This is a genomic window from Curtobacterium sp. UCD-KPL2560 (genome assembly GCF_001705035.1).
Lineage (GTDB): Bacteria > Actinomycetota > Actinomycetes > Actinomycetales > Microbacteriaceae > Curtobacterium.
On record NZ_MCIG01000019.1, the window covers coordinates 1 to 26,644 of the forward strand.

Sequence of the window (26,644 nt, forward strand, 5' to 3'; positions counted from 1 at the left end):
TCAACGGTCAGGTCGCCGTGTCGAACGCGTACCTGTTCTCGCTGCACGGTGGCACCCTGAAGCCGCTCCAGCTCGAGGGTGACAACGCGATCCTGACCGGCACCACGGTCCACGTCTCCGACGACGCCGCGAAGCTGCTCAACAGCACCTTCAAGACCGACGCCGTCAAGGGTGGCCTGCTCGTCGGGACCGCCACGATCACCGCCCAGATCAAGTAACACCCAGCACCACCAGCACCACCAGCACGACACGCGAACGGCGCCGCCCCCGATCAGGGAGCGGCGCCGTTCCACGTCCACGCGATGCGGCCACGGAACGGCGCCCACCCTGGTCGCGACACGCTCGCGCACCCGCTCGTCGGGACGACGGTGAACGATCCGCCCACCCGTCTCGTCGTCTGGGTATGGGACTCCGCACACGCACGAAGGTCATCATCGGCATCGCCTCCGGTGTCGTCGTCATCGGCGCCGCCGCCGCCATCGCCGGCCCGGTCATCTACGCGAACACCGTCAACGGGCAGGCCGCGGCCGCGCCCACGCTCAGCGCCGCCGCCTCCGGGTCGGCCGGCTCCCTCGCGTCCGACCAGGCGGACGGCACCTGGAAGAGCCAGGGCTCGTCGTACGCCGGCTACCGGGTGCACGAGGTCCTGCAGGGGAATGATGTGAACGTGGTCGGTCGCACGAAGGACGTCGAGGGCACGGCGGAGGTCGCCGGTGGTTCGCTGACCAAGGCGACCGTCACGGTGCAGGTCGGCGAGATCAGCACGCCCGAGGCGGCCCGCGACGCGTACTTCCGCGACAAGGCGCTCGAGACGAGCAAGTTCCCCACCGCCACGTTCACGCTGACGAAGCCCGTCGACGTCTCGAAGGCGCTCGACGGCACCGCGCAGGACGTCACCCTGACCGGGACGATGGACCTGCACGGCGTCCAGCAGCCCGTCACGGCCGACGCGAAGGTCGCCGTCGCGAAGGGCGGGACGGTCCAGGTCGTCGGTTCCGTGCCGATCACCTTCGCCGACTACGGCGTCCAGGCCCCGTCGCTCGGGTTCGTGACCGTGGACGGGAAGGGCTCCGTCGAGTTCTCCCTCGACCTGGCGAAGTGACGATGACGAGCCGTTCCGCGGACGAGCTGCTGGCGACCCTGTACCGGGAGCACGGCGACGCGCTCACCCGGTACGTCCGGCACCTGACGCGGGACGGCTCGATCGTCGAGGACGTCGTCCAGGAGACGATGGTCCGAGCGTGGCAGCGGCCGGCGGTGCTCGAACGGGCCCCCGACAGCGCCCGCGCCTGGCTGTTCACGGTCGCGAGGAACCTCGTCGTCGACGACGCCCGGTCCGCCCGGAACCGCCGCGAGCACGGCACCGAGCACCCGGTCGACCGCGCCGAGGCCGACCGGACGGACGCCGTGCTCGACCGGATCGTGGTCGCGGACGCCCTCGCCTCGCTGACCCCGGACCACCGTCGCGTGGTGGTCGACGCCTACTGGCTGGGACACACCGTCCCCGAGATCGCACGACGGCACGACATCCCCGAGGGCACCGCGAAGTCGCGGCTGCACTACGGGCTGCGAGCACTCCGGCTCGCACTGCAGGAACGAGGAGTGACCCGATGAGCGTGGACCCGACCGCGCACGACCGCTACGCCGAGTGGGACGCCGCCTACGTGCTCGGCTCGCTGCCAGCCGACGAGCGGCTGGAGTACGAGCGGCACCTCGAGACGTGCGTGCGCTGCACCGCCGCCGTCGCCGAGTTGGTCGGCCTGCCCGGCCTCCTCGCCAAGCTCCCCGCCGACCAGGCGGTCGAGATCGCGGAGCCGGACGGGAGGCCCGACCCGCTCCCCGAGAGCAGCCTCGCCGCCGTCGCGCACCGCGTCCGCCACCGTCGGCGGCGTCGCCGGGTCTGGGTCGCCGCGACCGCGGGGCTCGCGGTCGTCGCCGCCGTGCTCGGCGGCCTCGCCGTCGGCACCGCCGGGGACCGCACCGGCACGGTGCGTGCGGCCGCGTCGCCCACCGCGACCGGACCGGGGGACCGCTACACGATGACCGGTTCGCAGGGGCTCGACGTCGACCTCGCGGTGAGCGGGGAGCAGTGGGGAACGCGCTTCGACTGGGGGTGCTCGTACGGCGGCAAGGAGTGGTCGGCGGACGGCTCGGTCATGTACGACCTCGTGGTCGTGCGGTCCGACGGGACGACGCAGACCGTGGCGACGTGGTCCGCCGCCGGCGCCGAGGCACGCGGGCTGTCCGCGTCGACCGACATCCCGCGCGACGACATCAGGAGCGTCCAGGTCCGGCTGCGCGGGGAGCAGGGCGCCCTCGCCGGCGTCTCCCTCTGACCCGCGCGCGGACCGGACCCGCGGGCGGACCGGACCCGCGGGCGGACCGGACCCGCAGGCGGACCGGACCCGCAGGCGGACCGGACCCGCGCGCGGACCCGTCGGCTGGTCAGCCCGCGACGGCCTCGTGCTCGTCCGGGCCGATCGCGTCCTCGAGGCGCGCACTGACGGACCGCAGCGTGTCCGCGTCCGTCCCCACGGGCCTCCAGAACAGCTCCTCGAGCGCCTCGGTGTGCGCGCGGATACCGGCGAGCACCGCGCGCCGGCCGTCCGGGGTCATCTCCACCCAGCTGCCGCGACCGTCGTGCGGGCAGTCGGCCCGGACGACGAGGCCGCGCGCGACCATGCGCGTGACCTGGTGGCTCACGCGCGACTTCTCCCAGCCGATCCCGCTCGAGATGTCGCGCACCCGCAGCTTGTGGTCGGGTGCGCGGTGCAGGCCGATCAGGATCTCGAACTCCGGGACCGAGATCCCGGCGCCCTCCTGCACGGCGTGGTCGAGCGCCCGGTCGAGTCGTCGCCAAGCATCGTGGTACGCGTCCCAGGTGGCCCAGTCGTGGCCGCCGCTGCCCTCCGTCGACATGCCGATCAGCGTATCCACCAGCCGAGCGGTGCTCACCAGGATCATCCGCTCGGACGACCCGGACGGCTCGTCCAGGAGCCTCCGAGGTGGGGTCGGAGGGGCGGCATACGATCAGGGGCATGCCGAGCGCGCGACTGCAGGACTGCACCGACGACGCCGTCGCCCTCGCGCGACGGTGGACTGCGGCGTCCGCTGCTCGCAAGACCGACCCGCGTGCCCTGCGCCTGGCCGAGGTCCTGCGTGACGAGCGTGGGCTCCACTTCACGCGGGCGTTCCTCGACCGCGTCGTCCGACCGGAGGACCCCCGGGTCGCCGCCCGGACGCTCGAGCAGCTCAGCCAGGACGTCCCGGAGCCGCTCGCCTGGTACCTGCGCGGTGCGGTGACGCTCGGCGGCGGCTTCGCGACGATGGCGCCGTGGGCCGTGGTGCCGACCGCGCGACGCATCCTCCGGCGTCTCGCGGGACACCTCGTCGTGGACGCGGCTCCCGCCAAGCTCGGGGGCGTGCTCGCGAAGGCAGCCGGGCCCGGTGCGCGACTCGACGTCACACCGCTCGGCGACGCCGTGCTCGGCACCGCGGAGAGCGACCGACGGCTCCAGGCGCTGTCGGAGCTGCTCGCCCGCGACGACGTCGACCAGGTCACCACGGCCGTCCGCGTCGTCGTGCCGCAGCTGTCGGCGTGGGCGTTCGACGAGACCGTGGCCCGCGCCGTCGACCGCCTCGTGCCGCTGTACCGCACCGCCGTGTCCACCACCTCGTCCGGCCGCCCGGGGTCCGGCGTGACGCTCGAGGTCGGCGAACACCGCGACCTCGCCCTCACCGTCGCGGTCTTCCGCGCCGTGCTCGACCGTGACGAGTTCGCCGGGCTCGGCGGGACCCTCGTGCTGCCGACCTCGCTGCCCGACTCGGCGGGCGCGCTCGACGCGGTCACCGCCTGGGCCCAGGGGCGTCGTGCTCGCGGGGGTGCGCCCGTCACCGTGCGGATCGTCCGGGGCGCGGACGGCCCGCGGGAGCACGTCGACGCCGTCCTCCACGACCAGCCGCAGGCGACCTGGAGCAGCGCGCGCGACACCGACGCGGCGTGGCTCCGCCTGGTCGACGCGGCGCTCGACCCCGAGCGGGTCGACGCCGTCCGGATCGGTCTCGGTGCCGACGACCCGCTGCTGACCGCCGCCGCGTGGGTCCTGGCCCAGCGCCGCGGGGTGACCGACGGGGTGCACGTGTCGACCCTCCTCGGCACCCCGGGCCCCGCCGTCCGGGCCGACGTCGGGGACGTGGTCGTCTGCGTCCCCGTGGTCGACCCCGAGCGGTTCGACGCCGCGGTCCCGACCCTCGCCCGACGCCTGCGCGACCTCGCGACGGCACCCGACGGTCACGGCGACGCCGACGCCGGTTCCGATGCCGACCGGCTCCGGGACCTCGTCGCCGCCGCGGCCGCGACCGTCCCCGCGAGCCACCGGACGCAGGACCGCCGTGCCGACCCCGGGGCACCCCGGTGGCAGGCGACCTTCGCGAACGTCCCCGACACCGATCCGTCGACCGCGGGCAACCGTGCGTGGGCGGCCGACCTGCTCGCCCGGGTGCCGCGGTCGTCGCTCGGCGTCCAGACGCTCCGCGCGGCCCGCACCGCCGACCGGTCGAAGCTCGAGCGGATCGTCGCCCGCACCGCGCTGGCCGGTGCGAACTGGGGTCGGCAGGACCCGTCCGACCGCGCCGAGCTGCTCGACCTCATCGCCCACGCGCTCGAGTCCCGGCGCACTGCGCTCGTCGAGGTCGCCGTGGCCGAGACCGCGGCCACCCTGGCCGAGGCCGACGCCGACGTCAGCCGCGCGGTCGACCTCGCACACCACCACGCCGACGGTGCCCGACGGCTCGCGGAGCTCGACGGCCACGGCGGACGGTTCGTCCCGCCCCGGCTGACCGTGGTCCTGCCGTCGTGGGAGTCGCCCGTCTCGTCGCCCGCCGGCGGCGTCCTCGCGGCGATCGCCGCGGGCAGCGGCGTCGTCCTCAAGCCGGCACCGCGCGCGGGTCGGACGGGCGCGGTGCTCGCCGACGTGCTGTGGGACGCGGGCGTCCCGCACTCGCTGCTCCAGCTCGTCGCCATCGACGAGGACCAGCTCGGACGGGACCTCGTCGCGCACCCCGCGGTCGACCGTGTGCTCCTCACCGGCACCACCGACACCGCGCGCTCCTTCCGCTGGTGGCGGGCCGGCCTGCCGCTGAGCGCCGAGACCACGGCGACGAGCAGCATCGTCGTCACACCGACGGCCGACCTCGACCAGGCCGTGCAGGACGTCGTCACGTCGGCCTTCGGTCGTGCCGGGCAGCGCCGGACGTCGGCGTCGCTCGTCGTCCTCGTCGGCTCGGTCGGCGACAGCGAGCGCTTCCGTCGTCAGCTCGTCGACGCGACCCGCACGCTCCGCGTGGCCTGGCCGACGGACCCGTCCGCCCAGGTCGGTCCGCTCGTGGCCGAACCCGACGGAGCGGCCCGTCGGCACCTCACCGAGCTCGGCCCGGGGGAGTCCTGGCTCGTCCAGCCCGCCCCGCTCGACGACACCGGGAGGCTCTGGTCGCCCGGCATCCGCGACGGCGTCCGCCCGGGCAGCGACCTGCACCAGACCGCGGCCCCGGTCCCCGTGCTCGGCATCGTGCGCACCGAGACCCTCGCCCAGGCGATCGCGGTGCAGAACGGCACCGACCACGGGCTCGCCGCCGGGCTGCAGGCCCTCGACCCGGACGAGATCGCCGAGTGGACCGCGAACGTCCAGGCCGGCGCGCTGTTCGTCAACCGACCGACCACCGGCGCCAAGGTGCGTCGGCAGCCGCTCGGCGGGTGGAAGGCCTCGGCGGTCGGCCCGGGCACGCCGCCCGACGGCCCCCTCGCCCTCGCCGCCCTCGGCCGGTGGGAGCCGACGCCCCGCACGGTGCACAAGAGCATCCAGCTCACCGGGCTGTCCTCGCGCGTGACGGCCGTCGTCGAGGCCTCCCGGAGCGGCCTGTCCTTCGAGGAGTTCGACCGCGTCCGCGCCGGCGCCCGCAGCGACGTGCGCGCCCGCGAGGCCGTCTTCGGGACCTCCCGCGACACCGCCGGGCTGGTGGTGGAGCGCAACGTGATCCGGTGGCGCCCGCAGTCGGTGGTCGTCCGGCACGCCGAGGGGTCGCCGACCGGTGACCTGGTCCGCACGCTCGTGGCCGCGACCGCCGCGCACGCCCACGTCCTGCTGAGCACCGCACGGCCGCTGCCGGGTCCCCTGACGCAGCTGCTCGCCTCGGCGCGCTCACCGCTCGACGTCGTGGACCACCTCGTCGAGTCCGACGACGAGTTCCTGCGCCGCGCCGCGTCCGGTGCCGTGTTCCAGCGCGACTGGGACGGCGACGAGGCACCGCAGGACGCGATCGACCTCGTGCTCGCGTCGGGGCAGGACCGCCCGTCCTCGTCGGCGTTCGGTGGCCCGGGCGCGCGGATCCGGCTCGTCGGCGGTGACCCGCTCCCGCTCGAGGAAGCCCTCGGCGCGAGCGTCGACGTCACCGTGCACGACGGACCCGTGGTGGAGTCGGGCTTCGTCGAGATGCTGCCGTACCTTCGCGAGCAGACGGTGTCGATCACGGCGCACCGCTTCGGCGACCTCGACCCGGACGTCGCGGCGCTGCGGGTCTGACGTGGACCACGACCTGCCCGGCCCCGGCCCGTCGTCCGACCTGACGCGGGACGTCGCCGTCGAGGGCCTGGTCAACGCCCGCGACCTCGGCGGGCTGCCCCGCCGCGACGGGTCCACGACGCCCTCGGGCCGCCTGTTCCGCTCGGAGAGCGTCGACCGGGTCACGTCGAACGGATGGCGGGCGGTGCACGACCTCGGCATCCGGACCGTGGTCGACCTGCGCGCGCCGTCCGAGACCGCGAAGGACAGCGGTGCCCGCCCGTCCTGGCTCACGACCGTGACGGTCGACCACGACGGCCTCGACGACGAGCCCGGTTTCTGGGAGCCGTTCTGGGAGTCCGGGATCGTGGGCACCCCGCTGTACTACGGGCAGCACCTGGCGCAGTTGCCCGAGCGGACCGGCGCCGTGCTCCGGGCGATCGTCGAGGCACCACCGGGCGGCGTGCTCTTCCACTGCGCCGGTGGTCGCGACCGCACGGGCATCGTCGCGCTCGTGCTGCTGTCCCTCGCCGACGTCGAGCCGGAGGCGATCGTCGCCGACCACCTCGCCACCGTCGCGAACGCGCCGGCCCTGTGGGCCAGCGTCGGCGTCCCCGACCCGGAGGGGCGCATCGAGGCGCTCTGCGCGGCCCACGGGACCACGGTCGAGGGCGCGTTCCGCGCCGCCCTCGACGGCTTCGACCTGCCTGCGTTCACCGCACGCTGCGGCGTGGACGACGCCGGACTGGAGGCCCTGCGCACGTTCCGTGCGCCGGTGACGTGAGTCGCGCCTCCCGTCCGGCGACCGGCGTCAGTCCTCGGTGGCCGCGCCGTCCTCGTCCTCGACCCCGGTCTCGTCCATGCGGTCGCGGAGGTGGTCGGCCATCGCCGCGGCGCCCTCGCCGCGGTGGTCGTGGTCGACCTGCTCGATGAGTCCGCGCAGCTTCTCGTGGTTCGTCGCCTCGTCGGCACCGTCCATGACGGGGCCGGTCTGGACGTTCTCGTCGTCGTTGCTCATGGCACGGACGCTACGCGGCGGGCGTGGGAGCGGACGGTGCCTGTGCGGTCTGCGCGGTCGGGTCAGCGACGCCCGCGACCCACCGCCGCCACCTCGGCGACCGCGAGCACCACGGCGAGCACGGCCTGGCCGACCGCGAAGCGGCGGTACCCGGGAGCGATCGCGAGCGGGACCATCGTCGCGCCGTGCAGCACGTCGACGACCGCGCTGGCGGTGTGGGCCTCGGGCGAGCCGACCCGCGCCACGACCGTCGCCTGGCCGAGCTGCCGGACCGCGAGGACGCCGTGCAGTCCGCGGTGGACGGCGCCGCGTCGCCCGGCCAGCACGAGGTGCACGAGGCCGACGGCGACCCGGACGGCCTCGACCCCGCGGCGGACCCTGGGGGCTGCCGAGCGGCTCACCGGCGTCGTCCCGCGGCGATCGCGACGGCACCGGCAGCGCCGAGGACCGCGCCGATGATGCCGTTCCCGAGCCGACGGTGCTCGACCCACCATGTCTGCGGGGACCACGAGTGCGCCGAGTCGTCGAAGACGCCGTGCGCGCCGTGGTCGCCCGGGACCGGTTCGTACAGGTTGACGCCGAGCTGTTCGCCGTCCTTCTGCGGGGCCTGCTGGCCGGAGACGAGGGTCTTCGCGGCGTACCAGTCGGCGAAGCGTCCGCTGATCCGGTTGCCGAGGATCGTGTACACCGTGGACTCGCCGACCCAGGTGCGGCGTCGGGGGCGCTCCGCGGTGGCCGCGATCGCCCGGGCGCCGACCTCCGGCTGGTAGATCGGGGCGACGGGCTGCGCCATGTGCGGGAGCGTCGACTGCACCCACTGGAACTGGATCGTGTTGAGCGCCGGCATGTCGACGCGGGAGACCCGCACCCTGCTGCCCTGTTCGAGCAGCTCGGACACCACTGACTCGGTGAACCCGACGATCGCGTGCTTCGCGCCGCAGTAGGCGGCCTGCAGCGGGATGCCGCGGAAGCCGAGGGCCGAACCCACCTGGATCACGTGCCCGGAGTCGCGCGGGACCATGCGGGACAGGGCAGCGCGCGTGCCGTTCACGACGCCGAGGTAGGTGACGTCGAGGGCCCGTTCGAAGTCCTCGGGGGCGGTCTCCATGAACGTGCCGAACACGCCGACCATGACGCCGTTCACCCACAGGTCGATCGGGCCGAGCTCGGCCTCGACCCGGGTCGCCGCGTCCTCGACGGCCTGGCGGTCGGCCACGTCGGCGACGAGCGCGAGGCCCCGGCGTCCGGCGGCCTCGACCTCGGCGACCGCGGCCTCGACGCCGTCCCGGCCGCGGGCGAGGACCGCGACGTCCCACCCCCGCGCCGCCAGCTCGCGGACGGTCGCCCGTCCCAGTCCAGCCGATCCACCGGTCACCACAGCCACGCGCGTCATGCTCCCCTTGTACGCACCGCGCGGCGTGCGGTCACCCAGCGGCCGTACCCCGGCCCCCGGGTGCCGTGGCGCGGGTCGCGGTCGCGAGGTGCGACCGGACGCGCAGGAGCGACGGCTGCTCGTCAGGTGCCTGCGGGATCGCCCCGAGGGAGAACGACTCGACGACGCCGGGACCGAACAGCACGCAGACGCTCGACCCACCGAACTGGAACCACCCGAGCTCGTCGCCCTTGCCGATCCGGGCACCGGCCTCGACGCCGTCGCCGATCACGCACGACGACACGTCGGACATCCCGACGAACACGACCGCCACGGTGCCGATCGCCGGGTCGTCGGCGTCGATCAGCACGATCGCCCGCGTCGCCACGTGCGCGAGGTAGCCCTGCGACAGCTGCGGTTCCGCGGCGTCGGTGCCCTGCGAGTCCGCCTCGGAGTAGTAGGTGCCCGGTTCGACCCAGGCGCGCACGACCGTCCCCGCGACCGGGCTGTGCCAGCGGTGGTACTCGAGCGCGCTGAGGAACGCCTGCCACACCGTGCCGTCGACGAACAGGTCGACCGACTCGTCACCGGCGAGCAGGTCCTCGACCGAGTACGGCTCGGCCTTGATCCAGAAGTCGTCGCGGCGGTGCACGCCGCTGGCGATCCGGTACGGGGTCGCCTCGCACGGGCTGACGACCACGGCGTCGTCGTCCGGCGACGCCACGGGGCGCTCGCCGTCGCGGAACTCCCGGGTGAAGAACGCGTTCCACGACGTGAAGCCCCAGTGCTCGGCGTCCGGGTCGTGCACGAACTGGTCCATGCCGACGGCCCGACGTGCGCCGTCGCTCAACCAGCCCGAGGGCTCGTCGACCAGGACCATGAGGGAGTTCTCGCTGTCGAGGAACGTGCACCAGCCCTGCAGGATGCCTCGGATCGCCTCGTTGACCCGGGGGTCGCGGTAGAAGGCGAACCCGGCCGGCGTGGCCTTCGTCCAGTCGAGCACGCCGTCGAGCGGGGTCATCACCATCTGCTCGTCGCTGTACTCGGGGGCGGTCGTGACGACGTCGTCGACGAGCATGAGCAGCTCGTCGAAGCTCCGCAGGTGCCGTTCCTCGTACGCCCGGCCCTGCGGCACCTGCGCGATCATCTCGGCGGCCTGCATCCGCAGCAGGGGATCGCCCTCGACCAGGTCGCGGAGCGCTGCCACGGCGGGGTGCAGGACCCGGTCCGGGTCGCGCTCGTCGAGGCGCTCGCGGCGGCCGCGGAGCCACCCCTCGAGCCCGGACTGGTCCTGCGGGAGCCATCCCGCACGGCGTCGGACGTCCTGCTGGTGCGTGCTGTCGTTCACCGGTCGGACGCTACTCACGCCCGCCGGGCACGCCGCTCAGCGCGAGCGCGAGCGCGATCGCGAATGCTCGCGCCGTGCGCGCCGTGCGTGCCGTGCGCCCGGCGCCCGCGTCACCGCCCCCGCCCGAACCGCGTCGTCACCCCGGGTGAGTACAGCACCGAGTCCGGCTCCAGCCCCGCGAGCCCGAACGGCAGGCCCGCCGCGGCCACGAGGTCGTCCCGCAGCGTCCGGAGCGTCGCCCGGTGCAGCGGCCACGCCTCGTGCTCGTTCGGCCAGTACCGGGTCGCCCCGGCCCGACGCACGTGCATGCCCCAGCGCGCCGTCAGGAAGGTCTCGAGGGCGCTCGGCTCGTCGACGGCCGCGCCGACCTCCACCTCGAACGTCGACCGCAGGTGCGTCCCGTGCCGCCGCATCGCGTACCCGACACGGCCGCCGCCCGTGCGCACGTCGGCGTGCGCCCACCAGTAGGGCAGCGCGGTCGCCACCCGGGCGCCGATGGTCGGCAGGAGCTTGCCCGCGTCGAGCGACAGGAAGGCGACCCCGCGTCGACCTTGGTCGTCACGCGTGTAGACCCGCACGTTCACCTCGACGAAGTCGCCGACGCTGCCGGCCCGGCCGAGCGGACCGAGCGGCGGGAACCGGGTGTCGGTGAACCGGAAGCCGATCAGCCCGACCCACGTCGTCACGCCGTCGTCGGTGCCGTCCGGGGCCATGGTGTCCGGTCGCGCACCGGCCGGCAGCAGCGGCGCGACCGCCGACACGTCGACCCGCCAGTGCACGAACACGACGTCGAGCCAGTCCTGCGAGATCCACGGTCGCCCCCGCAGCGGCGGCGCCACGGCGGCGACGGGCGGGAGGCCCGGCCCGGCCCCGGCGGACCGGTCGGCGGTCACGACGCGCTCCCGTCGTCGAGGTGGGTCGCCGCCGGTGCGTCGTCCCACCCCTGCTGCGGGGTGTCGCAGGTCCCGCGGAACACGTACTGCGACGGGCGCTTCCGCTCGCTCGACGTCCAGTCGATCGCGGGTCGGCGGCGCTCGGGCGGCAGGTACCCGATCCGGTACACGGCCATCAGCTCGAGGTCCTCCGGCACCCGGAGCAGCCCCTCGATCTCGGCCCACGCGCCCGGGGTCTCCATCGGGAACGACACGAACTGGATGCCGAGCCCGAGCTCGGTGGTCGCGAGCCAGACGTTCTCCATCGCCGCACCCATGCTGAACACCGAGTAGAAGCCGGACAGCTCCTCCTTGCGGTACTCGTGCCGGTCGAGCATCACGCCGAGCAGCAGCGGCGACCCGGCGACGAGCTTCCGGTTCTCCTCACCGAGGGTCTGCGGCACCCGGAGCGTGTTCATGAGCAGTTGGCCGCGCTTCGTGAACACCTGCTTCGTGAAGGGCTTGAGCGGCCCGGGGAGCTTGTCGAACAGCATCCCGTCGCGCCGCTCGTCCATCTCGGCCTGCGAGAACCGGAAGTACGGCTTGTACCGCTGGAAGAACGTGCCCTCGGCCATCGTCCGCGTCATCGACCGGCCGCTGATCTCGGCGACCCGGTCGATCGTGTCCCGCTCCTCGACGAGCACGAACCGCCACGGCTGGCTGTTCAGCTGCGAGGGCGCGCGACCGGCCAGTTCGACGAGCAACCGCTGGTGCTCCTCGGAGACCGGGTCGGGCAGGAACGCCCCGTTCGTCGTGCGTCGGCGTCGGATCGCCTCGAACAGCTCCACGGATCACCCTCCTGGTCGCCCGCGTGCGAGCAGCGCCCCCAGGTAGGACGGTGCCGCGGCGACCGCGACTCTCCAGTGTGCTCGCGACCGCGGGTTCGTGCGCGGTGCGACCGCGAGCGGCACGAGCGCGGGGAGCAGGAACAGGGCGGACCGGTCGCGCGACCACACCGGGGTCGTCGCCGCGACGCCGGTCAGCGTCGCGGTCACGACGAACAGCCCGTGGTGCACGACCCGGAGCTTCTTCGTCCGGATGAGCCGCACCGCCACGGCGGTGCCCCAGAGGCAGTTGGCCAGGTAGGCGACGGCCGCTGCGGTGACCAGACGGCGGGCCGCGAGCGGCCGGACGGGAGGCTCCACGCGCCTCCCGGCTGTCGTCCTGCGTCCCACGGACGCGACCCTACGCGGATTCGCGCGAGACGAGCTTCGACAGCACGATCGCACTGCGGGTGTGGTCGACCTGGGGAGCGAGCCGCACCCGGTCGAGCGCGAGCTCGAGGGCGGGCAGGTCCCGCGACCGCATGTGCACGACCGCGTCGGCGCTGCCCGTGACGGTGCCGGCGTCGACCACCTCGGGGACGGTGTCGAGCAGCGCGCGGAGCTCGTCGGGCGAGACGGTGCCGCGGCAGTAGAGCTCGACCCAGGCCTCGGTGCCGCGGTCCTCGACGGCGGGGTCGACCTTGATCGTGAACCCCTGGATGACCCCGTCGGCGACGAGTCGGTCGACCCGGCGCTTGACCGCCGAGGCCGAGAGTCCGACCACCGACCCGATGTCGCCGTACCCGGCGCGGGCGTTCTCCCGGAGTTGGTCCAGGATGCGGTGGTCGAGCGTGTCCATGTACGACCATCGTACGCGCGGTTCCGTGCGAGTCCGGTGGGTCCCACGCACGATTCCTGCGTGCCCAGAACGGGTGGCAGGGCGAGGCTCGTGACCGAACCGTTGCTGCACGGGACGGACGGTTCCGGTCGGGACCGGCGTCGGAGCTCGTGGTGGTGCTGTTCCGCTGCGGGGCGCCCGTGACCGAACCGTTGCTGCGCGGTTGCTGCACGGGGCGGACGGTTCGTGCGAGGATCGAGCCGGCGTCGACCTGGTCCGCTGCGGTGAGTGAGCCTGCGTCTCGCCGGAGTGCTTCACCCGTGGTGGTTCCTGGCAGGCTCGGGCCCCGGTCCCAGGAGGACTGATGTCGAACACCGCAACCGAACCGACCGCAGCACCGGCGCGTGTCGCCACCAAGCGCTCGATCCTGATGTGCAAGCCGACGTACTACACGGTGAGCTACCGGATCAACCCGTGGATGCACCCGGAGGAGCCGACCGACACCTCGAAGGCGGTCGAGCAGTGGCAGTCGCTCGTCGACGTCTACGAGCAGCTCGGCTTCGACATCGCGTACATCGAGCCGATCGAGGGCCTGCCGGACATGGTCTACGCGGCGAACGGCGGGTTCGTGCTCGACGGTGTCGCGTACGGCGCGAAGTTCCAGTACCCCGAGCGCCAGCCCGAGGGTCCCGCGTACATGGACTGGTTCCGCCAGGCCGGCCTGACCGTCGCCGAGCCGGAGGAGACCAACGAGGGCGAGGGCGACTTCCTGCTCGTCGGCGACACCATCTTCGCCGGGACCGGCTTCCGCTCCGACAGCACCTCGCACGAGGAGCTCGCGCGCATCACCGGCCGCGAGGTCGTCACCCTCAAGCTCATCAACCCGAGCTTCTACCACCTCGACACCGCGATCGCCGTGCTCGACCCGGAGCCCGCGGCCGACGGCACCTCGAACATCGCATACCTCGAGAGCGCCTTCGACGAGGCGTCGCTGACGATCCTGCGCGAGCGCTTCCCGGACGCGATCATCGCCACCGAGGAGGACGCCGCGATCCTCGGCCTGAACTCCTACTCCGACGGCTACAACGTCGTGATCGCGTCCCGCGCCGTCCGGTTCGCCGAGCAGCTGCGCGAGAAGGGCTACAACCCGATCGGCGTCGACCTGTCCGAGCTCCTGCTCGGCGGCGGCGGCGTGAAGTGCTGCACGCTCGACCTGCACCCCGTCGGCACCGGCACCTCGGTCGCGCGGTCCTGATGACCACCGCGACCGGAGCCGGTGCCCACACGGGAACCGGCGCGTCCGGCGACGCCACCGCCGCCGCGCTCGCCGTCGAGGACCGTTCCCTCGCCCACAACTACAGCCCGCTCCCGGTCGTCATCGCGTCCGGGGACGGTGCCTGGGTGACCGACGTCGAGGGCAAGCGCTACCTCGACGGGCTCGCCGCGTACTCCGCGGTGAACTTCGGCCACGGCAACCCCCGCCTGCTCGACGCCGCGCGTGCCCAGCTCGACCGGGTGACCCTGACGAGCCGCGCGTTCGTCAACGACCGGCTCGGCCCGTTCGCCGCGGCGCTCGCGTCCCTGACGGACACCGACCTCGTGCTCCCGATGAACACCGGTGCCGAGGCCGTCGAGTCCGCGATCAAGGTCTCCCGTGCCTGGGGCTACCGCGTGAAGGGCGTCCCGGCCGGCCGTGCCACGATCGTCGTCGCGTCCGGGAACTTCCACGGCCGCACCACGACGATCGTGTCGTTCTCCGACGACCCCTCCGCCCGCGAGGACTTCGGGCCGTACACGCCGGGCTTCCGCACGGTGCCGTACGGCGACGCCGAGGCCCTGCGCGCCGCGATGGACGACACCGTCGTGGCCGTGCTGCTCGAGCCGATCCAGGGCGAGGGCGGCGTGGTCATCCCGCCCGCCGACTACCTGCCGGCGGTCCGCGCGGTCTGCGACGAGTTCGGCGCGCTGTTCGTCGCCGACGAGATCCAGTCCGGGCTCGGCCGCACCGGCCACACCCTGGCGGTGCAGCGGGTCGGCGTGACGCCGGACCTCGTCACGCTCGGCAAGGCGCTCGGCGGCGGGATCGTCCCCGTGTCGGCCGTCGTCGGTCGTGCGGACGTGCTCGGCGTCCTGCGCCCGGGGGAGCACGGCTCCACGTTCGGCGGCAACCCGCTCGCGGCGGCCGTCGGGTCCGAGGTCGTGGCGATGCTCGCCGAGGGGACCTTCCAGGAGCGCTCCCTCGCCGGGGAGCCACTGCTGCGCGGGCTGCTCGACGGCCTCGTCGGTCGCGGGGTCGTCGCGCACCGCGTGGCCGGGCTCTGGGCGGGGATCGACATCGACCCCGCGCTCGGCACCGGCAAGGAGATCGCGCACGACCTGGCCGACCGGGGCGTGCTCGTGAAGGACACGCACGGGTCGACGATCCGCTTCGCGCCGCCGCTCGTCGTCACCGACGACGAGGTGCGCCTGGCGATCGAGACCCTCGGCGAGGTGCTCGCCGCGCGGTAGTCGCGACCACGGCCGGGAGGCGCGGTGCGGGTCSGACCCGCACCGCGCCTCCCGGCCGTCGCTGCGTGTGGCGGGCGTCGCATCGCGTAGCGTCGCGTCGCGTCGCGCTGCCCGGGTCGCCCGCCTTGCTTCGCCCGCTTCGTCGTGCGTCCCGCACAAGGGGAGGCACGTCGCACCACGTGATTCCGTGGTGCGACGTGCCTCCGGTTGTGCGCGAGCGCGTCGCGCCGGCGCGAGCACTCGTGCCGGCGCGCGCCGGCGCCCGGCGCCCCGCCAGCGCGACCGCACCTCCGCGCGGTGCCCCTGCGCTGCGTCAGCGCACGCGCCACCGCTCGACGAGCTGGTCCATCAGCCCGTCGAGCCGCTCGTCCACGACCTGCCGCGACGGGTCGGCGTCGAACCACGCGACGATCTCCCGCGCGCCCTGCCGGATCGACGTGGTCTGCGCGAACTCCGGCACGAGGGTCTGCACCTTCGTGTTGTCGAACACCGACGTGTTCGCCTTGTCCCCGAGCAGGCTCGCGCCCCACTCCGCGTCGAGGGCGTCGATCGCGTCGCTCGGCACGTGCACGATCTCGAGGTCCTCGACCCCGGCGGCCGTGGCGAGCTCGTGCGCGATCCGGTCCCAGGTCGGCGCCTCGTCGCCCGTGATGTGGAACGCCTCGCCGATCGCCTCGGCACGGTCGAGCAGTCCGACGAACCCGACCGCGAAGTCCCGCGCGTGCGTGATCGTCCACAGCGAGCTGCCGTCGCCGCACACCACGACCGGCTTGCCAGCGCGCATCCGCCCGAGCACGGTCCACCCGCCGGAGAACGGCACCAGGGTCTCGTCGTACGTGTGCGAGGGCCGGATGATCGTCATCGGGAAGTCGTCCTCCCGGTAGGCCCGCACGAGCAGGTCCTCGCACGCGATCTTGTCCCGCGAGTACTGCCAGAACGGGTTCTTCAACGGCGTCGACTCGGTGATCGGCAGGTGGGTCGCGGGTGTCTGGTACGCCGAGGCCGACGAGATGAAGACGTACTGCCGCGTCCGTCCGGTGAACACCTCGACGTCGCGCTGCACCTGGTCGGGTGTGAACGCCACGAAGTCGACGACGACGTCCCAGCGTCCGTCCCCGAGCGCGCCTTCCAGCGCGGTCCGGTCCGACACGTCGGCCTGGAGGCGCGTCACGGCCTCCGGGATCGGCCGCTTGTCCGTCTCGCCCCGGTTGAGCACGGTCACGTCGAACCCCTGCTCGACGGCTTCGCGGACGCACGCGGCGCTGATGATGCCGCTGCCGCCGATGAACAGCACGCTCGATCCCGACATGGATGCTCCTTCGCTCCCGGCGGTGCTCCCGTGCACCGCGCCCCTGCGATCCTGCCCCGCACGGGCTGGGGCCGTCGACAGTGCGCGCAGCCTGCACCCGGGTCGGGGCGGTCATCCCCGAGCGCCCGCGTCCGGGCGGGGCGGTCATCCCCGGCCACCCTCGCCGTCGGTTCCCGAGGCCCGACCGGCTCCGCACAGGTGCGCCACCGCCGTGGAGAGGGCGTCGCGCACCGCCGACTCGTCGACGTCCGATCCGGCCACGGCTGCGCGCACGTCCGCGCCGCACCGCGGACTCGACCGTGCCGCCCGGGCCGACGCCAGTCCCGACACCAGCTCGGGGGTGATGCGGTCGAGCACCGGGCGGACCGTGGCACCCAGGTCGGGAGCCGTCGCCGGCGCCCGGTCGGGGTCCCGCGTCCACGACGCGAGCAGCGTGTACTGCGCGACCTTGTTCGCGGCGACCTGGTCGGCGAAGACGGCCTCGACCCAGTCCGGGTCGACCCCGGCCTGCTCGGCGGCCGACCGTGCGGCGTCGAGGACGACCCGCTCGCGTGCGGGATCGTCGACCGCCTGGCCGGAGTGGAACTTCGCCGCGGCGACCTGCGGAGCGGTGCCCAGTCGCTCGACGACCAGGGCGACGACCGACCGGATGGCCGCGGAGCGCGCGGTCCCACTCGGGGCCGACGGGGCGGTGGTGGCCGCGGTGGCCGAGGCGGACGTGTGCGCGGAGTTGCCGGGGCCCGAGCACGCGGTGAGCGACAGGAGCAGTGCGCAGCACGCGACGACGACGGACAACGGGCGGGATCGGTTCGGTGTCTGAGCGCTCATACCCCCTACTGATACACCACGTACCACCACTGGATCGGCCCGTCCCGAGAACCTGTGGACTACCGTCCCGCTCGGAGCGCACCGCCGCGCTCCACGACAGGAGTGACACGCACATGGAGTACCGCTACCTCGGCGACTCGGGCCTCAAGGTCTCCGAGATCACCTACGGCAACTGGCTGACCCACGCCTCCCAGGTCGAGAACGACGCGGCGATCGCCTGCGTCCGGGCAGCGCTCGACGTCGGCATCTCGACGTTCGACACCGCCGACGTCTACGCGAACACCGGCGCCGAGACCGTCCTCGGCGAAGCCCTCAAGGGGGAGCGTCGGCAGTCGCTCGAGATCGCGACGAAGGTCTTCGGCCCGACCGGTCCGAAGGGCCACAACGACACCGGGCTGTCCCGGAAGCACATCCTCGAGTCGATCGACGGCTCGCTCGAGCGGCTGCAGACCGACTACGTCGACCTGTACCAGGCACACCGCTACGACCACGAGACGCCCCTCGAGGAGACCATGCAGGCGTTCGCCGACGTGGTGCGTCAGGGCAAGGTCCTGTACGTCGGTGTCTCGGAGTGGACGGCCGACCAGCTCCGCGCCGGTCACGCGCTCGCGAAGGACCTCGGCTTCCAGCTCATCTCGAACCAGCCGCAGTACTCGGCGCTCTGGCGGGTGATCGAGGGCGAGGTCGTGCCGACGTCGCAGGAACTCGGCATCTCGCAGATCGTCTGGTCGCCGATCGCCCAGGGGGTGCTGACCGGCAAGTACAAGCCGGGCCAGCCGCTGCCCGAGGGGTCGCGTGCGACCGACGACAAGGGCGGCGCGGACATGATCAAGCGGTTCATGCGCGACGAGGTGTTGTCCGCCGTGCAGGAGCTCGAGCCGATCGCGAAGGAGCTCGACCTGTCCATGGCGCAGCTCGCCGTGGCGTGGGTGCTGCAGAACCCGAACGTCGCCTCGGCGATCATCGGTGCGTCGCGACCGGAGCAGGTGCACGACAACGCCGGCGCTGCGGGGGTGACGATCCCCGCCGAGCTGATGTCCCGCATCGACGACGCCCTCGGGTCGGTCGTCGAGCGTGACCCGGCGAAGACGAACGACAGCAGCCCGAAGACCCGCGAGGCCTAGGCCCCCGTCGGGACGGCCGCGGGCTGATCGTCCGCGGCGACGACCCGTCGTCCCCGACGACCGCGGTTCGCACAACGGGAAGCACCTCGCGCCACGCAACCTTGTGGCGCGAGGTGCTTCCCGTTGTGCGGGGACACGTCACACCACGGAAGCGCCCGGAGCAGGCAGCACCTGCCACACGCCCCGGGAACGGCGACCGCCCCCGGCAACGCAAAAGAGCCCCTCACTCTCGTGAGGGGCTCTTCACCGTGGCTGGACACGGCATCGATCCGTGGACCTTTCGATTTTCAGTCGAACGCTCTACCAACTGAGCTATCCAGCCGTGGCGACCCTGACGGGACTTGAACCCGCGACCTCCGCCGTGACAGGGCGGCACGCTAACCAACTGCGCTACAGGGCCATGTGTTGTTGTGGTTGTGCTGTTTCGGTGGTGCTCGGCTTGCTTGCTCACTCACGTGGAGTGACCCCAACGGGATTCGAACCCGTGCTGCCGCCGTGAAAGGGCGGTGTCCTAGGCCACTAAACGATAGGGCCGCAAGCTGCGCCGTGCGCTACCGGTTGACAAGCATACGGACGGGTGGGCGGTCCTGCAAATCGAGCGCCCGATCCGCGGATCTCCCGGCGTGTCGCACCCGGCGGGAACGCGAGACAGCGCCAGCGACGAACGCCTTCCGCACCCACGAACCCCCGCATTCGAGCGTGCGCCGGGCCCCGACCCCTCACTCGGGGGTGTCCCGAGTGTTCGGCGTGTTGTTACTGTTGCACCTGTTGTCAGTGTTACTCGCGTGAGCCTCGCCACGCTGTTACGAGATCGAGACACTTTGCCCCACACCCTCCGGTTCGCCCTCCACCGCCGTCGCACCCTCGCCGCGGCGGTCGCCGTCGCCCTCGCGGGCGGGACCCTCGCGGCCCTCGCGCCGGCGACGAGCGCCTCGGCGGAGAGCTACCCGAGCTGGTCCGACGTGCAGCAGGCCAAGGCCTCGCAGGCCGCGCAGCAGGCGAAGGTGACCGAGATCAAGGGCCTGATCGCCGACCTCGGCACGAAGGCGTCCGCGGCCCAGCAGCAGGCCGACGCAGCGGGTGCGGCCTACCAGACGGCACAGACGAAGTACGACGAGGCGACCCTCGCCCAGCAGACGCTGCAGGCGCAGGCGGACGAAGCCGAGAAGACGGCGAAGCGCTCCGAGGCCCAGGCTGGCGCCCTCGCTGCGCAGCTCGGCCGCGCGAGCTCGCAGGACGTGACGACCGACATCCTCACCCACCCGTCGGGCTCGGGCGACCTGCTCTACGAGCTCGGCGCGATGTCGAAGCTCACCGAGCAGGCGGACGGCATCTACGCCGACGCCTCGCAGGACCGCGGGGTCGCCCAGGGCCTGGCGGACAAGGCGCAGTCGGCGAAGCAGGCGCTCGGCGCGCTCGCCCAGCAGGCGCAGTCGTCGATGCAGGCCGCGCAGCGCGCAGCCGACGACGCGCAGTCCGCCGTCCAGGCACAGAACGACAACGAGGCCCGCCTCCAGGCGCAGCTCGTGCTGCTCACCACGAACGAGCAGGGCGTCGAGGCCGACTACGAGAAGGGCGTCGCCGCCGAGAAGGCCCGCCAGGCAGCGGCCGCCGCGGCCGCGGCGAAGGCGGCGCAGGAGGCAGCGCAGGCCGCCGGGAACCAGGGCGGCGGCAACGGGAGCGGCGGCAGCGGTGGCGGTGCCCCGAGCAGCTCCGGGTGGGTCCGCCCCGCCGGCGGGTACCAGACGAGCCCGTTCGGCATGCGTGTCGACCCCTACACGCACCGGGAGGCACTCCACGCGGGTGTCGACCTGGCTCCCGCGTGCTCCGCGCCGATCTACGCAGCCCACGCGGGTCGGGTGACCTTCGCGGCGAACGGCGGCGGCTACGGCAACGAGGTGATCCTCGACAACGGCGGCGGTATCTCGACCGCGTACGGCCACATCGTCAACGGGGGCATCCTCGTGTCGGTCGGCCAGCAGGTCCAGGCCGGGCAGCAGATCGCGATGGTCGGGTCCACCGGCTGGTCGACGGGCTGCCACCTCCACTTCGAGACCCGGGTGAACGGCTCCGCCGTCGACCCGGTCCCCTTCATGGCAGCGCGGGGGATCTCGGTGTGAACGAGCGCGCCGTCGAGAGACACCGAGGAACCATGAAGCCCTCCACCCGGAAGCTGTCCGGCTGCACCGCGATGGTCGCCGTCCTCGGCGTCGGCCTGTCCGTCATGCTCGCCGGACCCGCACAGGCAGCCCCGTCCGCCCCCACGTGGGACGAGGTACGTCAGGCGAAGTCCGACGCCGCCGACGTGCAGCAGACCGTCGACGAGCTCTCGACGCGCATGCAGACGCTGCAGGACGCCGCCGACTCCGCCCAGGTGGCCGAGCTCGAGGCGGGCCAGGACTACGCGATGGCCGCGTCGCTGCAGCAGGAGGCGAAGAGCACGCTCGACGACCTCACGGCGCAGGCGAAGCGGGCACAGCAGCGCGCCGACGAGTCCGCGGCGCAGGTCGCCGGCCTCGTGGTCGAGCTGTCGCGCACGGGCGGCGGCGACCTGTCGACCTCGATGCTCGTCGACGCGTCGGACTCGAAGGACCTGCTCTACCGGGTCGGCACCATGTCGCACCTGTCCTCCCGTTCCGCGACGGTCCTCGCCACGGCCCAGGCCGACCAGAACACGGTCGACTCCCTCGCCGCGCAGCAGTCCGCCGCGACCAAGGCCCTCGCCGAGGCCACCGCGAAGTCCGAGCGTGCCCTCGAGCAGGCGAACGACGTCACCGCCGCTGCCCGCGACCGCGTCGACCGCGAGCAGGCGAAGCAGGCCGAGGTGCTCGAGCAGCTGGCGTTCCTCAAGGACACGAGCGTCGCGACCGAGACCGCCTACTGGAACGACCAGCAGGCCAAGCGTGCCGAGCAGCAGCTCGCCGCCCAGTCGAGCCGCGGCGGCAGCACGCCGGCAGCCTCCTCCGGCGGCAACAAGGCATCCGGCAACCAGGCATCCGGCAACCAGGCATCCGGCAACCAGGCACCCGCCAACCAGAACAGCTCCGGCGGCAACCAGGGCGGCACCGCACCGAGCACGGGTGGCGGCTCGAACCAGACGCCCGCGCAGTCGAAGCCCTCCACGAGCACCCCGTCGCAGCCCGCAGCCAACCCGGCTCCGGCTCCGGCACCCGCTCCCGCGCCCGCCCCGAAGCCGGCTCCCGCACCGGCACCAGCACCGGCCCCGGCTCCCGTCCAGAGCAGCCCGTCGAAGGCCGCCGGCGCCATCGCCTTCGCGCGCGCGCAGATCGGGGACGCGTACGTCATGGGCGGCGCCGGGCCGAACACGTGGGACTGCTCCGGCCTGGTGATGATGGCCTACAACTCGCAGGGCATCGCGACCGGCGGGCACAACGTCGTCTGGCAGTACAACTACTTCCAGTCGATCGGCCGACTCGTCCCGATGTCGCAGCGGCAGCCCGGCGACATCCTGTTCTACTCGAAGACCGGCACGGCCAGCGGGGCGTACCACGACGCGATCTACACCGGCGGCGGTCGCATGGTCGAGGCGGCCAACCCGCAGCGCGGCGTGCTCGAGCGTGCGGTCTGGACGCCGGGCGAACTCCTGCCGTACGTCGCCCGCCCGAGCGGCTCGCTCTAGCCGAGCGAGCGAGCGGCGCGACGCGCAGCGGAGTCGCACCGCACACGAGAACGGCGCCCGCCCTCCCCTCGGGGAGCGCGGGCGCCGTCGTGTGCGGTGCGGTCGGTCAGTGACCGGCGGGCACGTACGCTGCCTGGCCGGCCTGCACGATGGCCTCGGCCTCGGCGGCGTCACCCCAGCCCTCGGCCTTGACCCACTTGTTCGGCTCGAGGTCCTTGTAGCGCTCGAAGAAGTGCGCGATCTCGGCCTTCGTCTGGTCGTCGACGTCCGAGATGTCCTGGACGCGGGCCCAGCGCGGGTCCTTCGCCGGGACGACGAGCACCTTCGCGTCGTTGCCGGCCTCGTCGCTCATCTTGAAGACGCCGACCGGGCGGACCTTGACGCCCACGCCCGGGAAGGTCGGGTACTCGAGCAGGAGCAGTGCGTCCACCGGGTCACCGTCGTCGGCCAGGGTCTTCTCGAAGAAGCCGTAGTCGGTCGGGTAGACGAACGACGTGAACAGCACGCGGTCGAGGTAGACGCGACCGGTCTCGTGGTCGACCTCGTACTTGTTGCGGCTGCCCTTGGGGATCTCGACGACGACGTCGTACGCGGCCATGTCTGCACTCCTGGTTTGTCGATCGGGCTGTCGGTGGTTCCGAAAGCGCGGCTAACGTTACCGGGTGAACGCTCCGCGCCCCCGGCTCGACCCCGCTGTCGCCGAGACCCGTCGCGCCGTGCGCGGCCTGCTCGCGCAGGCCCTGGCCGACGCTGTCCTCCGACCGGGGGACCTGGTCACCGTCGCGCTGAGCGGCGGCGCGGACTCGCTCGCGCTCGCCGCGGCGACTGCGTTCGAGGCGCCGAAGCAGGACCTGCGGGCCGGCGCGGTGGTCGTCGACCACGCGCTCCAGGCGGGCAGCGAGGCGGTGGCGGGCCGCGCCTCCCGGCAGGCGTCCGCGCTGGGACTCGACCCGGTGACCGTCCGTCGGGTCGCGGTCGGCTCCGACGGCGGTCCGGAGGCGGCCGCACGGGAGGCGCGTCACGCGGCCGTCGCGGAGGTCGCCGCCGCCACCGGGTCACCCCTGGTGCTGTTCGGGCACACGCTGGACGACCAGGCCGAGACGGTCCTGCTCGGGCTGCTGCGGGGCAGCGGCCCGGACGCGCTGTCCGGCATGACGCCGCTGACGCGGCGGTCGTCGGGACCGGCCTACGGCCGGCCGCTGCTCGGCGTCCGCCGGCACACCACACGGCAGGCGTGCGTCGCCGCCGGGACCGCCCCGTGGGACGACCCGCAGAACGACGACCCGGCGTTCGCCCGCGTCCGGGTGCGCACCGCGCTGCTGCCCGTGCTCGAGCGCGAGCTCGGTGCGGGGGTGCCCGAGGCGCTCGCCCGGACCGCCGAGCAGTTGCGGGAGGACGCCGAGGCGCTCGACCACTTCGCCGAGGAGCTGGCCGAGGACCTCGCCGAGCACTCGGAGGCCGGCATCTCGCTGTCGGTCGCGGGACTGCTGGCGAACCCGGCGGCCCTCCGGCAGCGGCTCGTCCGACTCGCGGTCGAGGGGGAGTTCGGCGTGACGCTGTCGCGCACCCAGACGCTCGAGGTGTGCCGGCTCGTCACCGACTGGCACGGTCAGGGGCCGATCGACCTGCCGGGCGTGACGGCCTCGCGGGACGGTGACCGGCTGGCGTTCAGCGCCGCGTCGTGACGGTTACCCTGGACCGGTGGAACTCTCCGACGTCCAGGCAGACCTGTCCGAAGTGCTCTTCACGCCCGAGCAGATCGACGAGAAGCTCGCCGACCTCGCCGCGGCGGTCGACCGCGACTACGCGGGCAGGGACCCGCTGCTCGTCGGTGTCCTGAAGGGTGCCGTCATGGTGATGGCCGACTTCTCGCGACACCTCAAGATGCAGGCGCGCATGGACTGGATGGCGGTGTCGTCCTACGGCTCCGGCACGAAGTCGTCGGGCGTGGTGCGGATACTCAAGGACCTCGACACCGACCTGCACGGGCGTGACGTCATCATCGTCGAGGACATCATCGACTCCGGGCTGACGCTGTCGTGGCTCAAGCAGAACCTCGAGTCCCGCGGTGCCGCGAGCGTCGAGATCGTCGCCCTGCTCCGCAAGCCCGAGGCCGCCAAGGTCGAGGTCGACGTCAAGTACGCCGGCTTCGAGATCCCGGACGCCTTCGTGGTCGGCTACGGCCTGGACTTCGACGAGCGCTACCGCAACCTGCGCGGCATCGGCGTCCTGGCGCCGCACGTCTACTCCTGACGGAGTCCCCGGGGCGACCGGCCGGGGGCTCCCGGTCGTCTCCGGGCGCGGGTGGAGTTCGCCCGCAGAGGACACCCATTCTCGCCACAGAGTCCCAGCCGTATGCTGACCCCACGCAACTCCGGCAGAGAAAGGTGTCGGGCCATCGCGCCCGGATCACATGAACTTCAAGCGCATCTTCCGCGGCCCGTACCTCTACGTGCTGATCGCGCTGGCGGGCATCTTCATCGGCTGGAGCGTGATCAGCCAGTCGGGCACGCAGCAGATCGACACCCAGAAGGGCCTCGAACAGCTCGCCGACGGCAAGGTCTCGTCGGTCGTGGTGAACTCGACCGAGCAGCGCGTCGACCTCACCCTCAAGGACGGCAACGCGAAGGAGCAGTTCTACTACTCCACGCCGCGCGGTGAAGAGGTCGTGCAGGCCGTCAACGACGCCAACCTGCCGAAGGGCTACAACGACACCGTCCAGCAGGGGAACTGGTTCCTCTCGCTGCTCAGCATCATCCTGCCGTTCCTCATCATCGGTGGCCTGTTCTGGTTCCTCATGTCGAGCGCCCAGGGCGGCGGCTCGAAGGTCATGCAGTTCGGCAAGTCGCGCGCGAAGATGAACAACAAGGAGAACCCGCAGGTCTCCTTCGCCGACGTCGCCGGCTCGGACGAGGCGATCGAGGAGCTCCACGAGATCAAGGAGTTCCTGCAGGAGCCCGCGAAGTTCCAGGCCGTCGGTGCGAAGATCCCGAAGGGCGTGCTGCTGTACGGCCCTCCCGGCACCGGCAAGACCCTGCTCGCCCGCGCCGTCGCCGGTGAGGCCGGCGTGCCGTTCTACTCGATCTCCGGTTCGGACTTCGTCGAGATGTTCGTCGGTGTCGGTGCGAGCCGTGTCCGCGACCTCTTCGAGCAGGCCAAGCAGAACGCCCCCGCGATCGTCTTCATCGACGAGATCGACGCCGTGGGTCGTCACCGCGGCGCCGGCATCGGTGGCGGCAACGACGAGCGCGAGCAGACGCTGAACCAGCTCCTCGTCGAGATGGACGGCTTCGACGGCAAGACGAACGTCATCCTCATCGCCGCGACGAACCGTCCCGACGTGCTCGACCCCGCGCTCCTGCGTCCGGGCCGCTTCGACCGCCAGATCGGCGTCGACGCCCCGGGCCTGCAGGGCCGCAAGCAGATCCTCGAGGTGCACGCGAAGGGCAAGCCGCTCGCCGCGAGCGTCGACCTCGAACTGCTGGCCCGCAAGACGCCGGGCTTCACCGGCGCGGACCTGGCGAACGTCCTCAACGAGGCCGCACTGCTCACCGCCCGCTCGAACGCGCAGCTCATCGACAACCGCGCCCTGGACGAGGCCGTCGACCGCGTGATGGCGGGTCCGCAGCGTCGGACCCGGATCATGTCCGACCAGGAGAAGCTCATCACCGCGTACCACGAGGGCGGCCACGCCCTTGCGGCTGCTGCGATGCGGCACACCGATCCGGTCACGAAGATCACGATCCTGCCGCGCGGCCGTGCCCTCGGCTACACGATGGTGCTCCCGCTCGAGGACAAGTACTCGGTCACGCGCAACGAACTGCTCGACCAGCTCACCTACGCGATGGGTGGCCGCGTCGCCGAGGAGATCGTCTTCCACGACCCGACCACGGGTGCGTCGAACGACATCGAGAAGGCCACGTCGACCGCACGCAAGATGGTCACCGAGTACGGCATGAGCCGTGCGGTCGGGTCCGTCAAGCTCGGGTCGGGCTCGAGCGAGCCGTTCGTCGGCCGTGACATGAGCGGCGGCACCGGTCGCGACTACTCGGAGAACATCGCCGAGACGGTCGACGCCGAGACCCGCGCCCTGCTCGAGTCCGCGCACGACGAGGCCTACCAGGTCCTCAACGCGAACCGCGACATCCTCGACCGGCTGGCCGGCGAGCTCCTCGAGAAGGAGACGCTGGACGCCCCGGAGCTCGTCGAGATCTTCAAGGACGTCCGCAAGCTGCCCGAGCGCCCGCAGTGGCTCTCGAGCGACAAGCGGCCGGTCTCGAACCTGCCGGCGATCGAGTTCCCGGGCAAGGCCGCGTCGACCGCAGCGGAGCAGGGCGACCCCGAGTCGTCGTCGAAGCCCCGTCGTCGTCCGTTCGGCAACCCCGGTATCGCCCCCGCCTAGGCCG

The 26,644-nt window shown here is 72.9% G+C and carries 25 protein-coding genes, 3 tRNA genes and 1 pseudogene; 14 read left to right on the forward strand and 15 right to left on the reverse strand.

Features of this window, described 5'->3' with window-relative positions; all coding sequences use genetic code 11:
* From BEP24_RS06810 to BEP24_RS06825, 4 genes and pseudogenes are all read left to right on the forward strand, one after another.
* Positions 1–218: pseudogene (locus BEP24_RS06810) on the forward strand (hypothetical protein); the annotation flags it as partial.
* A 185-nt stretch (positions 219–403) separates the two neighbouring features.
* Positions 404–1,102 carry a YceI family protein gene (locus BEP24_RS06815; protein ID WP_065961682.1) on the forward strand — a complete coding sequence of 233 codons (699 nt, stop codon included), beginning with the start codon at positions 404–406 and terminating at the stop codon, positions 1,100–1,102.
* 2 nt (positions 1,103–1,104) lie between these two features.
* Complete coding sequence (locus BEP24_RS06820) at positions 1,105–1,614, forward strand: sigma-70 family RNA polymerase sigma factor (protein ID WP_065961683.1); 510 nt, start codon at positions 1,105–1,107, stop codon at positions 1,612–1,614.
* Positions 1,611–2,336, forward strand: coding sequence for a zf-HC2 domain-containing protein (locus BEP24_RS06825; RefSeq protein WP_083230161.1), 726 nt, complete (start codon positions 1,611–1,613; stop codon positions 2,334–2,336). Before BEP24_RS06820 ends, BEP24_RS06825 begins: the two co-directional genes overlap by 4 nt.
* 109 nt (positions 2,337–2,445) lie before the next feature.
* Here the strand turns inward: BEP24_RS06825 and BEP24_RS06830 are convergent, their stop codons facing one another.
* Positions 2,446–2,919, reverse strand: coding sequence for a MarR family winged helix-turn-helix transcriptional regulator (locus BEP24_RS06830; protein ID WP_065961754.1), 474 nt, complete (start codon positions 2,917–2,919; stop codon positions 2,446–2,448).
* 119 nt (positions 2,920–3,038) lie between these two features.
* Between BEP24_RS06830 and BEP24_RS06835 the strand changes: the two genes are divergently transcribed.
* A complete protein-coding gene (locus tag BEP24_RS06835; protein WP_065961688.1) occupies positions 3,039–6,578 on the forward strand; it encodes a proline dehydrogenase family protein in 3,540 nt (1,179 codons plus the stop codon).
* A gap of 1 nt (position 6,579) precedes the next feature.
* Positions 6,580–7,341 carry a tyrosine-protein phosphatase gene (locus BEP24_RS06840; protein WP_141693385.1) on the forward strand — a complete coding sequence of 254 codons (762 nt, stop codon included), beginning with the start codon at positions 6,580–6,582 and terminating at the stop codon, positions 7,339–7,341.
* Between the two features lie 27 nt (positions 7,342–7,368).
* Here the strand turns inward: BEP24_RS06840 and BEP24_RS06845 are convergent, their stop codons facing one another.
* From BEP24_RS06845 to BEP24_RS06880, 8 genes are all read right to left on the reverse strand, one after another.
* A complete protein-coding gene (locus tag BEP24_RS06845) occupies positions 7,369–7,575 on the reverse strand; it encodes a hypothetical protein (RefSeq protein ID WP_065961690.1) in 207 nt (68 codons plus the stop codon).
* A gap of 62 nt (positions 7,576–7,637) precedes the next feature.
* Positions 7,638–7,976, reverse strand: a complete 339-nt coding sequence (locus BEP24_RS06850; protein WP_065961691.1) for a hypothetical protein — start codon at positions 7,974–7,976, stop codon at positions 7,638–7,640.
* Positions 7,973–8,968, reverse strand: coding sequence for an SDR family oxidoreductase (locus BEP24_RS06855; RefSeq protein ID WP_065961693.1), 996 nt, complete (start codon positions 8,966–8,968; stop codon positions 7,973–7,975). The genes BEP24_RS06850 and BEP24_RS06855 overlap by 4 nt, the downstream gene beginning before the upstream one ends.
* Before the next feature lie 31 nt (positions 8,969–8,999).
* Positions 9,000–10,295, reverse strand: coding sequence for a phosphatidylserine decarboxylase family protein (locus BEP24_RS06860; protein WP_065961696.1), 1,296 nt, complete (start codon positions 10,293–10,295; stop codon positions 9,000–9,002).
* Between the two features lie 110 nt (positions 10,296–10,405).
* Positions 10,406–11,188 carry a DUF2071 domain-containing protein gene (locus tag BEP24_RS06865; RefSeq protein WP_065961698.1) on the reverse strand — a complete coding sequence of 261 codons (783 nt, stop codon included), beginning with the start codon at positions 11,186–11,188 and terminating at the stop codon, positions 10,406–10,408.
* Entirely contained in the window at positions 11,185–12,015 is an 831-nt protein-coding gene (locus BEP24_RS06870) for a nitroreductase family protein (RefSeq protein WP_065961700.1), read from the reverse strand. The genes BEP24_RS06865 and BEP24_RS06870 overlap by 4 nt, the downstream gene beginning before the upstream one ends.
* Positions 12,016–12,018: 3 nt before the next feature.
* Positions 12,019–12,372 (reverse strand): hypothetical protein, encoded by a 354-nt coding sequence (locus tag BEP24_RS06875; protein ID WP_065961702.1) that lies wholly within the window; start codon positions 12,370–12,372, stop codon positions 12,019–12,021.
* Between the two features lie 40 nt (positions 12,373–12,412).
* The gene (locus tag BEP24_RS06880) at positions 12,413–12,850 is read right to left on the reverse strand and encodes an Lrp/AsnC family transcriptional regulator (protein ID WP_065961704.1); all 438 of its coding nucleotides are present in this window, start codon (positions 12,848–12,850) and stop codon (positions 12,413–12,415) included.
* Positions 12,851–13,193: 343 nt separating this feature from the next.
* On the opposite strand from BEP24_RS06880, the gene ddaH reads away from it, so the two are divergent.
* Both ddaH and rocD read left to right on the forward strand, forming a co-directional pair.
* Positions 13,194–14,084: a dimethylargininase gene (gene ddaH, locus BEP24_RS06885; RefSeq protein WP_065961705.1), complete on the forward strand. Its 891-nt coding sequence runs from the start codon at positions 13,194–13,196 to the stop codon at positions 14,082–14,084.
* A complete protein-coding gene (gene rocD / locus BEP24_RS06890; RefSeq protein ID WP_065961757.1) occupies positions 14,084–15,337 on the forward strand; it encodes an ornithine--oxo-acid transaminase in 1,254 nt (417 codons plus the stop codon). Before ddaH ends, rocD begins: the two co-directional genes overlap by 1 nt.
* A gap of 313 nt (positions 15,338–15,650) precedes the next feature.
* Here rocD and BEP24_RS06895 read toward each other — a convergent pair whose 3' ends face one another.
* On the reverse strand, positions 15,651–16,646 hold the full coding sequence (locus BEP24_RS06895; RefSeq protein WP_065961707.1) for an SDR family oxidoreductase: 996 nt from the start codon (positions 16,644–16,646) through the stop codon (positions 15,651–15,653).
* Between the two features lie 144 nt (positions 16,647–16,790).
* Positions 16,791–17,474 (reverse strand): gamma subclass chorismate mutase AroQ, encoded by a 684-nt coding sequence (aroQ, locus tag BEP24_RS06900; protein WP_083230164.1) that lies wholly within the window; start codon positions 17,472–17,474, stop codon positions 16,791–16,793.
* A gap of 113 nt (positions 17,475–17,587) precedes the next feature.
* Here aroQ and BEP24_RS06905 point away from each other — a divergent pair, with 113 nt between their 5' ends.
* The gene (locus BEP24_RS06905) at positions 17,588–18,598 is read left to right on the forward strand and encodes an aldo/keto reductase family protein (protein WP_065961709.1); all 1,011 of its coding nucleotides are present in this window, start codon (positions 17,588–17,590) and stop codon (positions 18,596–18,598) included.
* Between the two features lie 249 nt (positions 18,599–18,847).
* On the opposite strand, the gene BEP24_RS06910 is transcribed toward BEP24_RS06905, so the two are convergent.
* From BEP24_RS06910 to BEP24_RS06920, 3 genes are all read right to left on the reverse strand, one after another.
* Positions 18,848–18,920: transfer RNA gene (locus tag BEP24_RS06910), tRNA-Phe, on the reverse strand.
* A gap of 1 nt (position 18,921) precedes the next feature.
* A tRNA-Asp gene (locus tag BEP24_RS06915) sits at positions 18,922–18,998 on the reverse strand.
* 61 nt (positions 18,999–19,059) lie between these two features.
* Positions 19,060–19,132, reverse strand: a tRNA-Glu gene (locus BEP24_RS06920).
* A gap of 287 nt (positions 19,133–19,419) precedes the next feature.
* Between BEP24_RS06920 and BEP24_RS06925 the strand changes: the two genes are divergently transcribed.
* Together BEP24_RS06925 and BEP24_RS06930 are read left to right on the forward strand one after the other, a co-directional pair.
* Entirely contained in the window at positions 19,420–20,718 is a 1,299-nt protein-coding gene (locus BEP24_RS06925) for a M23 family metallopeptidase (RefSeq protein ID WP_083230165.1), read from the forward strand.
* Between the two features lie 32 nt (positions 20,719–20,750).
* Positions 20,751–22,238, forward strand: a complete 1,488-nt coding sequence (locus BEP24_RS06930) for an NlpC/P60 family protein (RefSeq protein WP_065961711.1) — start codon at positions 20,751–20,753, stop codon at positions 22,236–22,238.
* A 106-nt stretch (positions 22,239–22,344) separates the two neighbouring features.
* On the opposite strand, the gene BEP24_RS06935 is transcribed toward BEP24_RS06930, so the two are convergent.
* Entirely contained in the window at positions 22,345–22,836 is a 492-nt protein-coding gene (locus tag BEP24_RS06935; RefSeq protein WP_065961713.1) for an inorganic diphosphatase, read from the reverse strand.
* 64 nt (positions 22,837–22,900) lie between these two features.
* On the opposite strand from BEP24_RS06935, the gene tilS reads away from it, so the two are divergent.
* The 3 genes from tilS to ftsH all read left to right on the forward strand — a co-directional run bounded on the left by tilS (position 22,901) and on the right by ftsH (position 26,640).
* Positions 22,901–23,923, forward strand: a complete 1,023-nt coding sequence (gene tilS / locus BEP24_RS06940) for a tRNA lysidine(34) synthetase TilS (protein WP_065961715.1) — start codon at positions 22,901–22,903, stop codon at positions 23,921–23,923.
* Positions 23,924–23,939: 16 nt separating this feature from the next.
* Complete coding sequence (hpt, locus tag BEP24_RS06945; RefSeq protein ID WP_065961717.1) at positions 23,940–24,491, forward strand: hypoxanthine phosphoribosyltransferase; 552 nt, start codon at positions 23,940–23,942, stop codon at positions 24,489–24,491.
* A 160-nt stretch (positions 24,492–24,651) separates the two neighbouring features.
* Positions 24,652–26,640 carry an ATP-dependent zinc metalloprotease FtsH gene (ftsH, locus tag BEP24_RS06950; RefSeq protein WP_065961719.1) on the forward strand — a complete coding sequence of 663 codons (1,989 nt, stop codon included), beginning with the start codon at positions 24,652–24,654 and terminating at the stop codon, positions 26,638–26,640.
* Positions 26,641–26,644 lie beyond the last annotated feature (4 nt).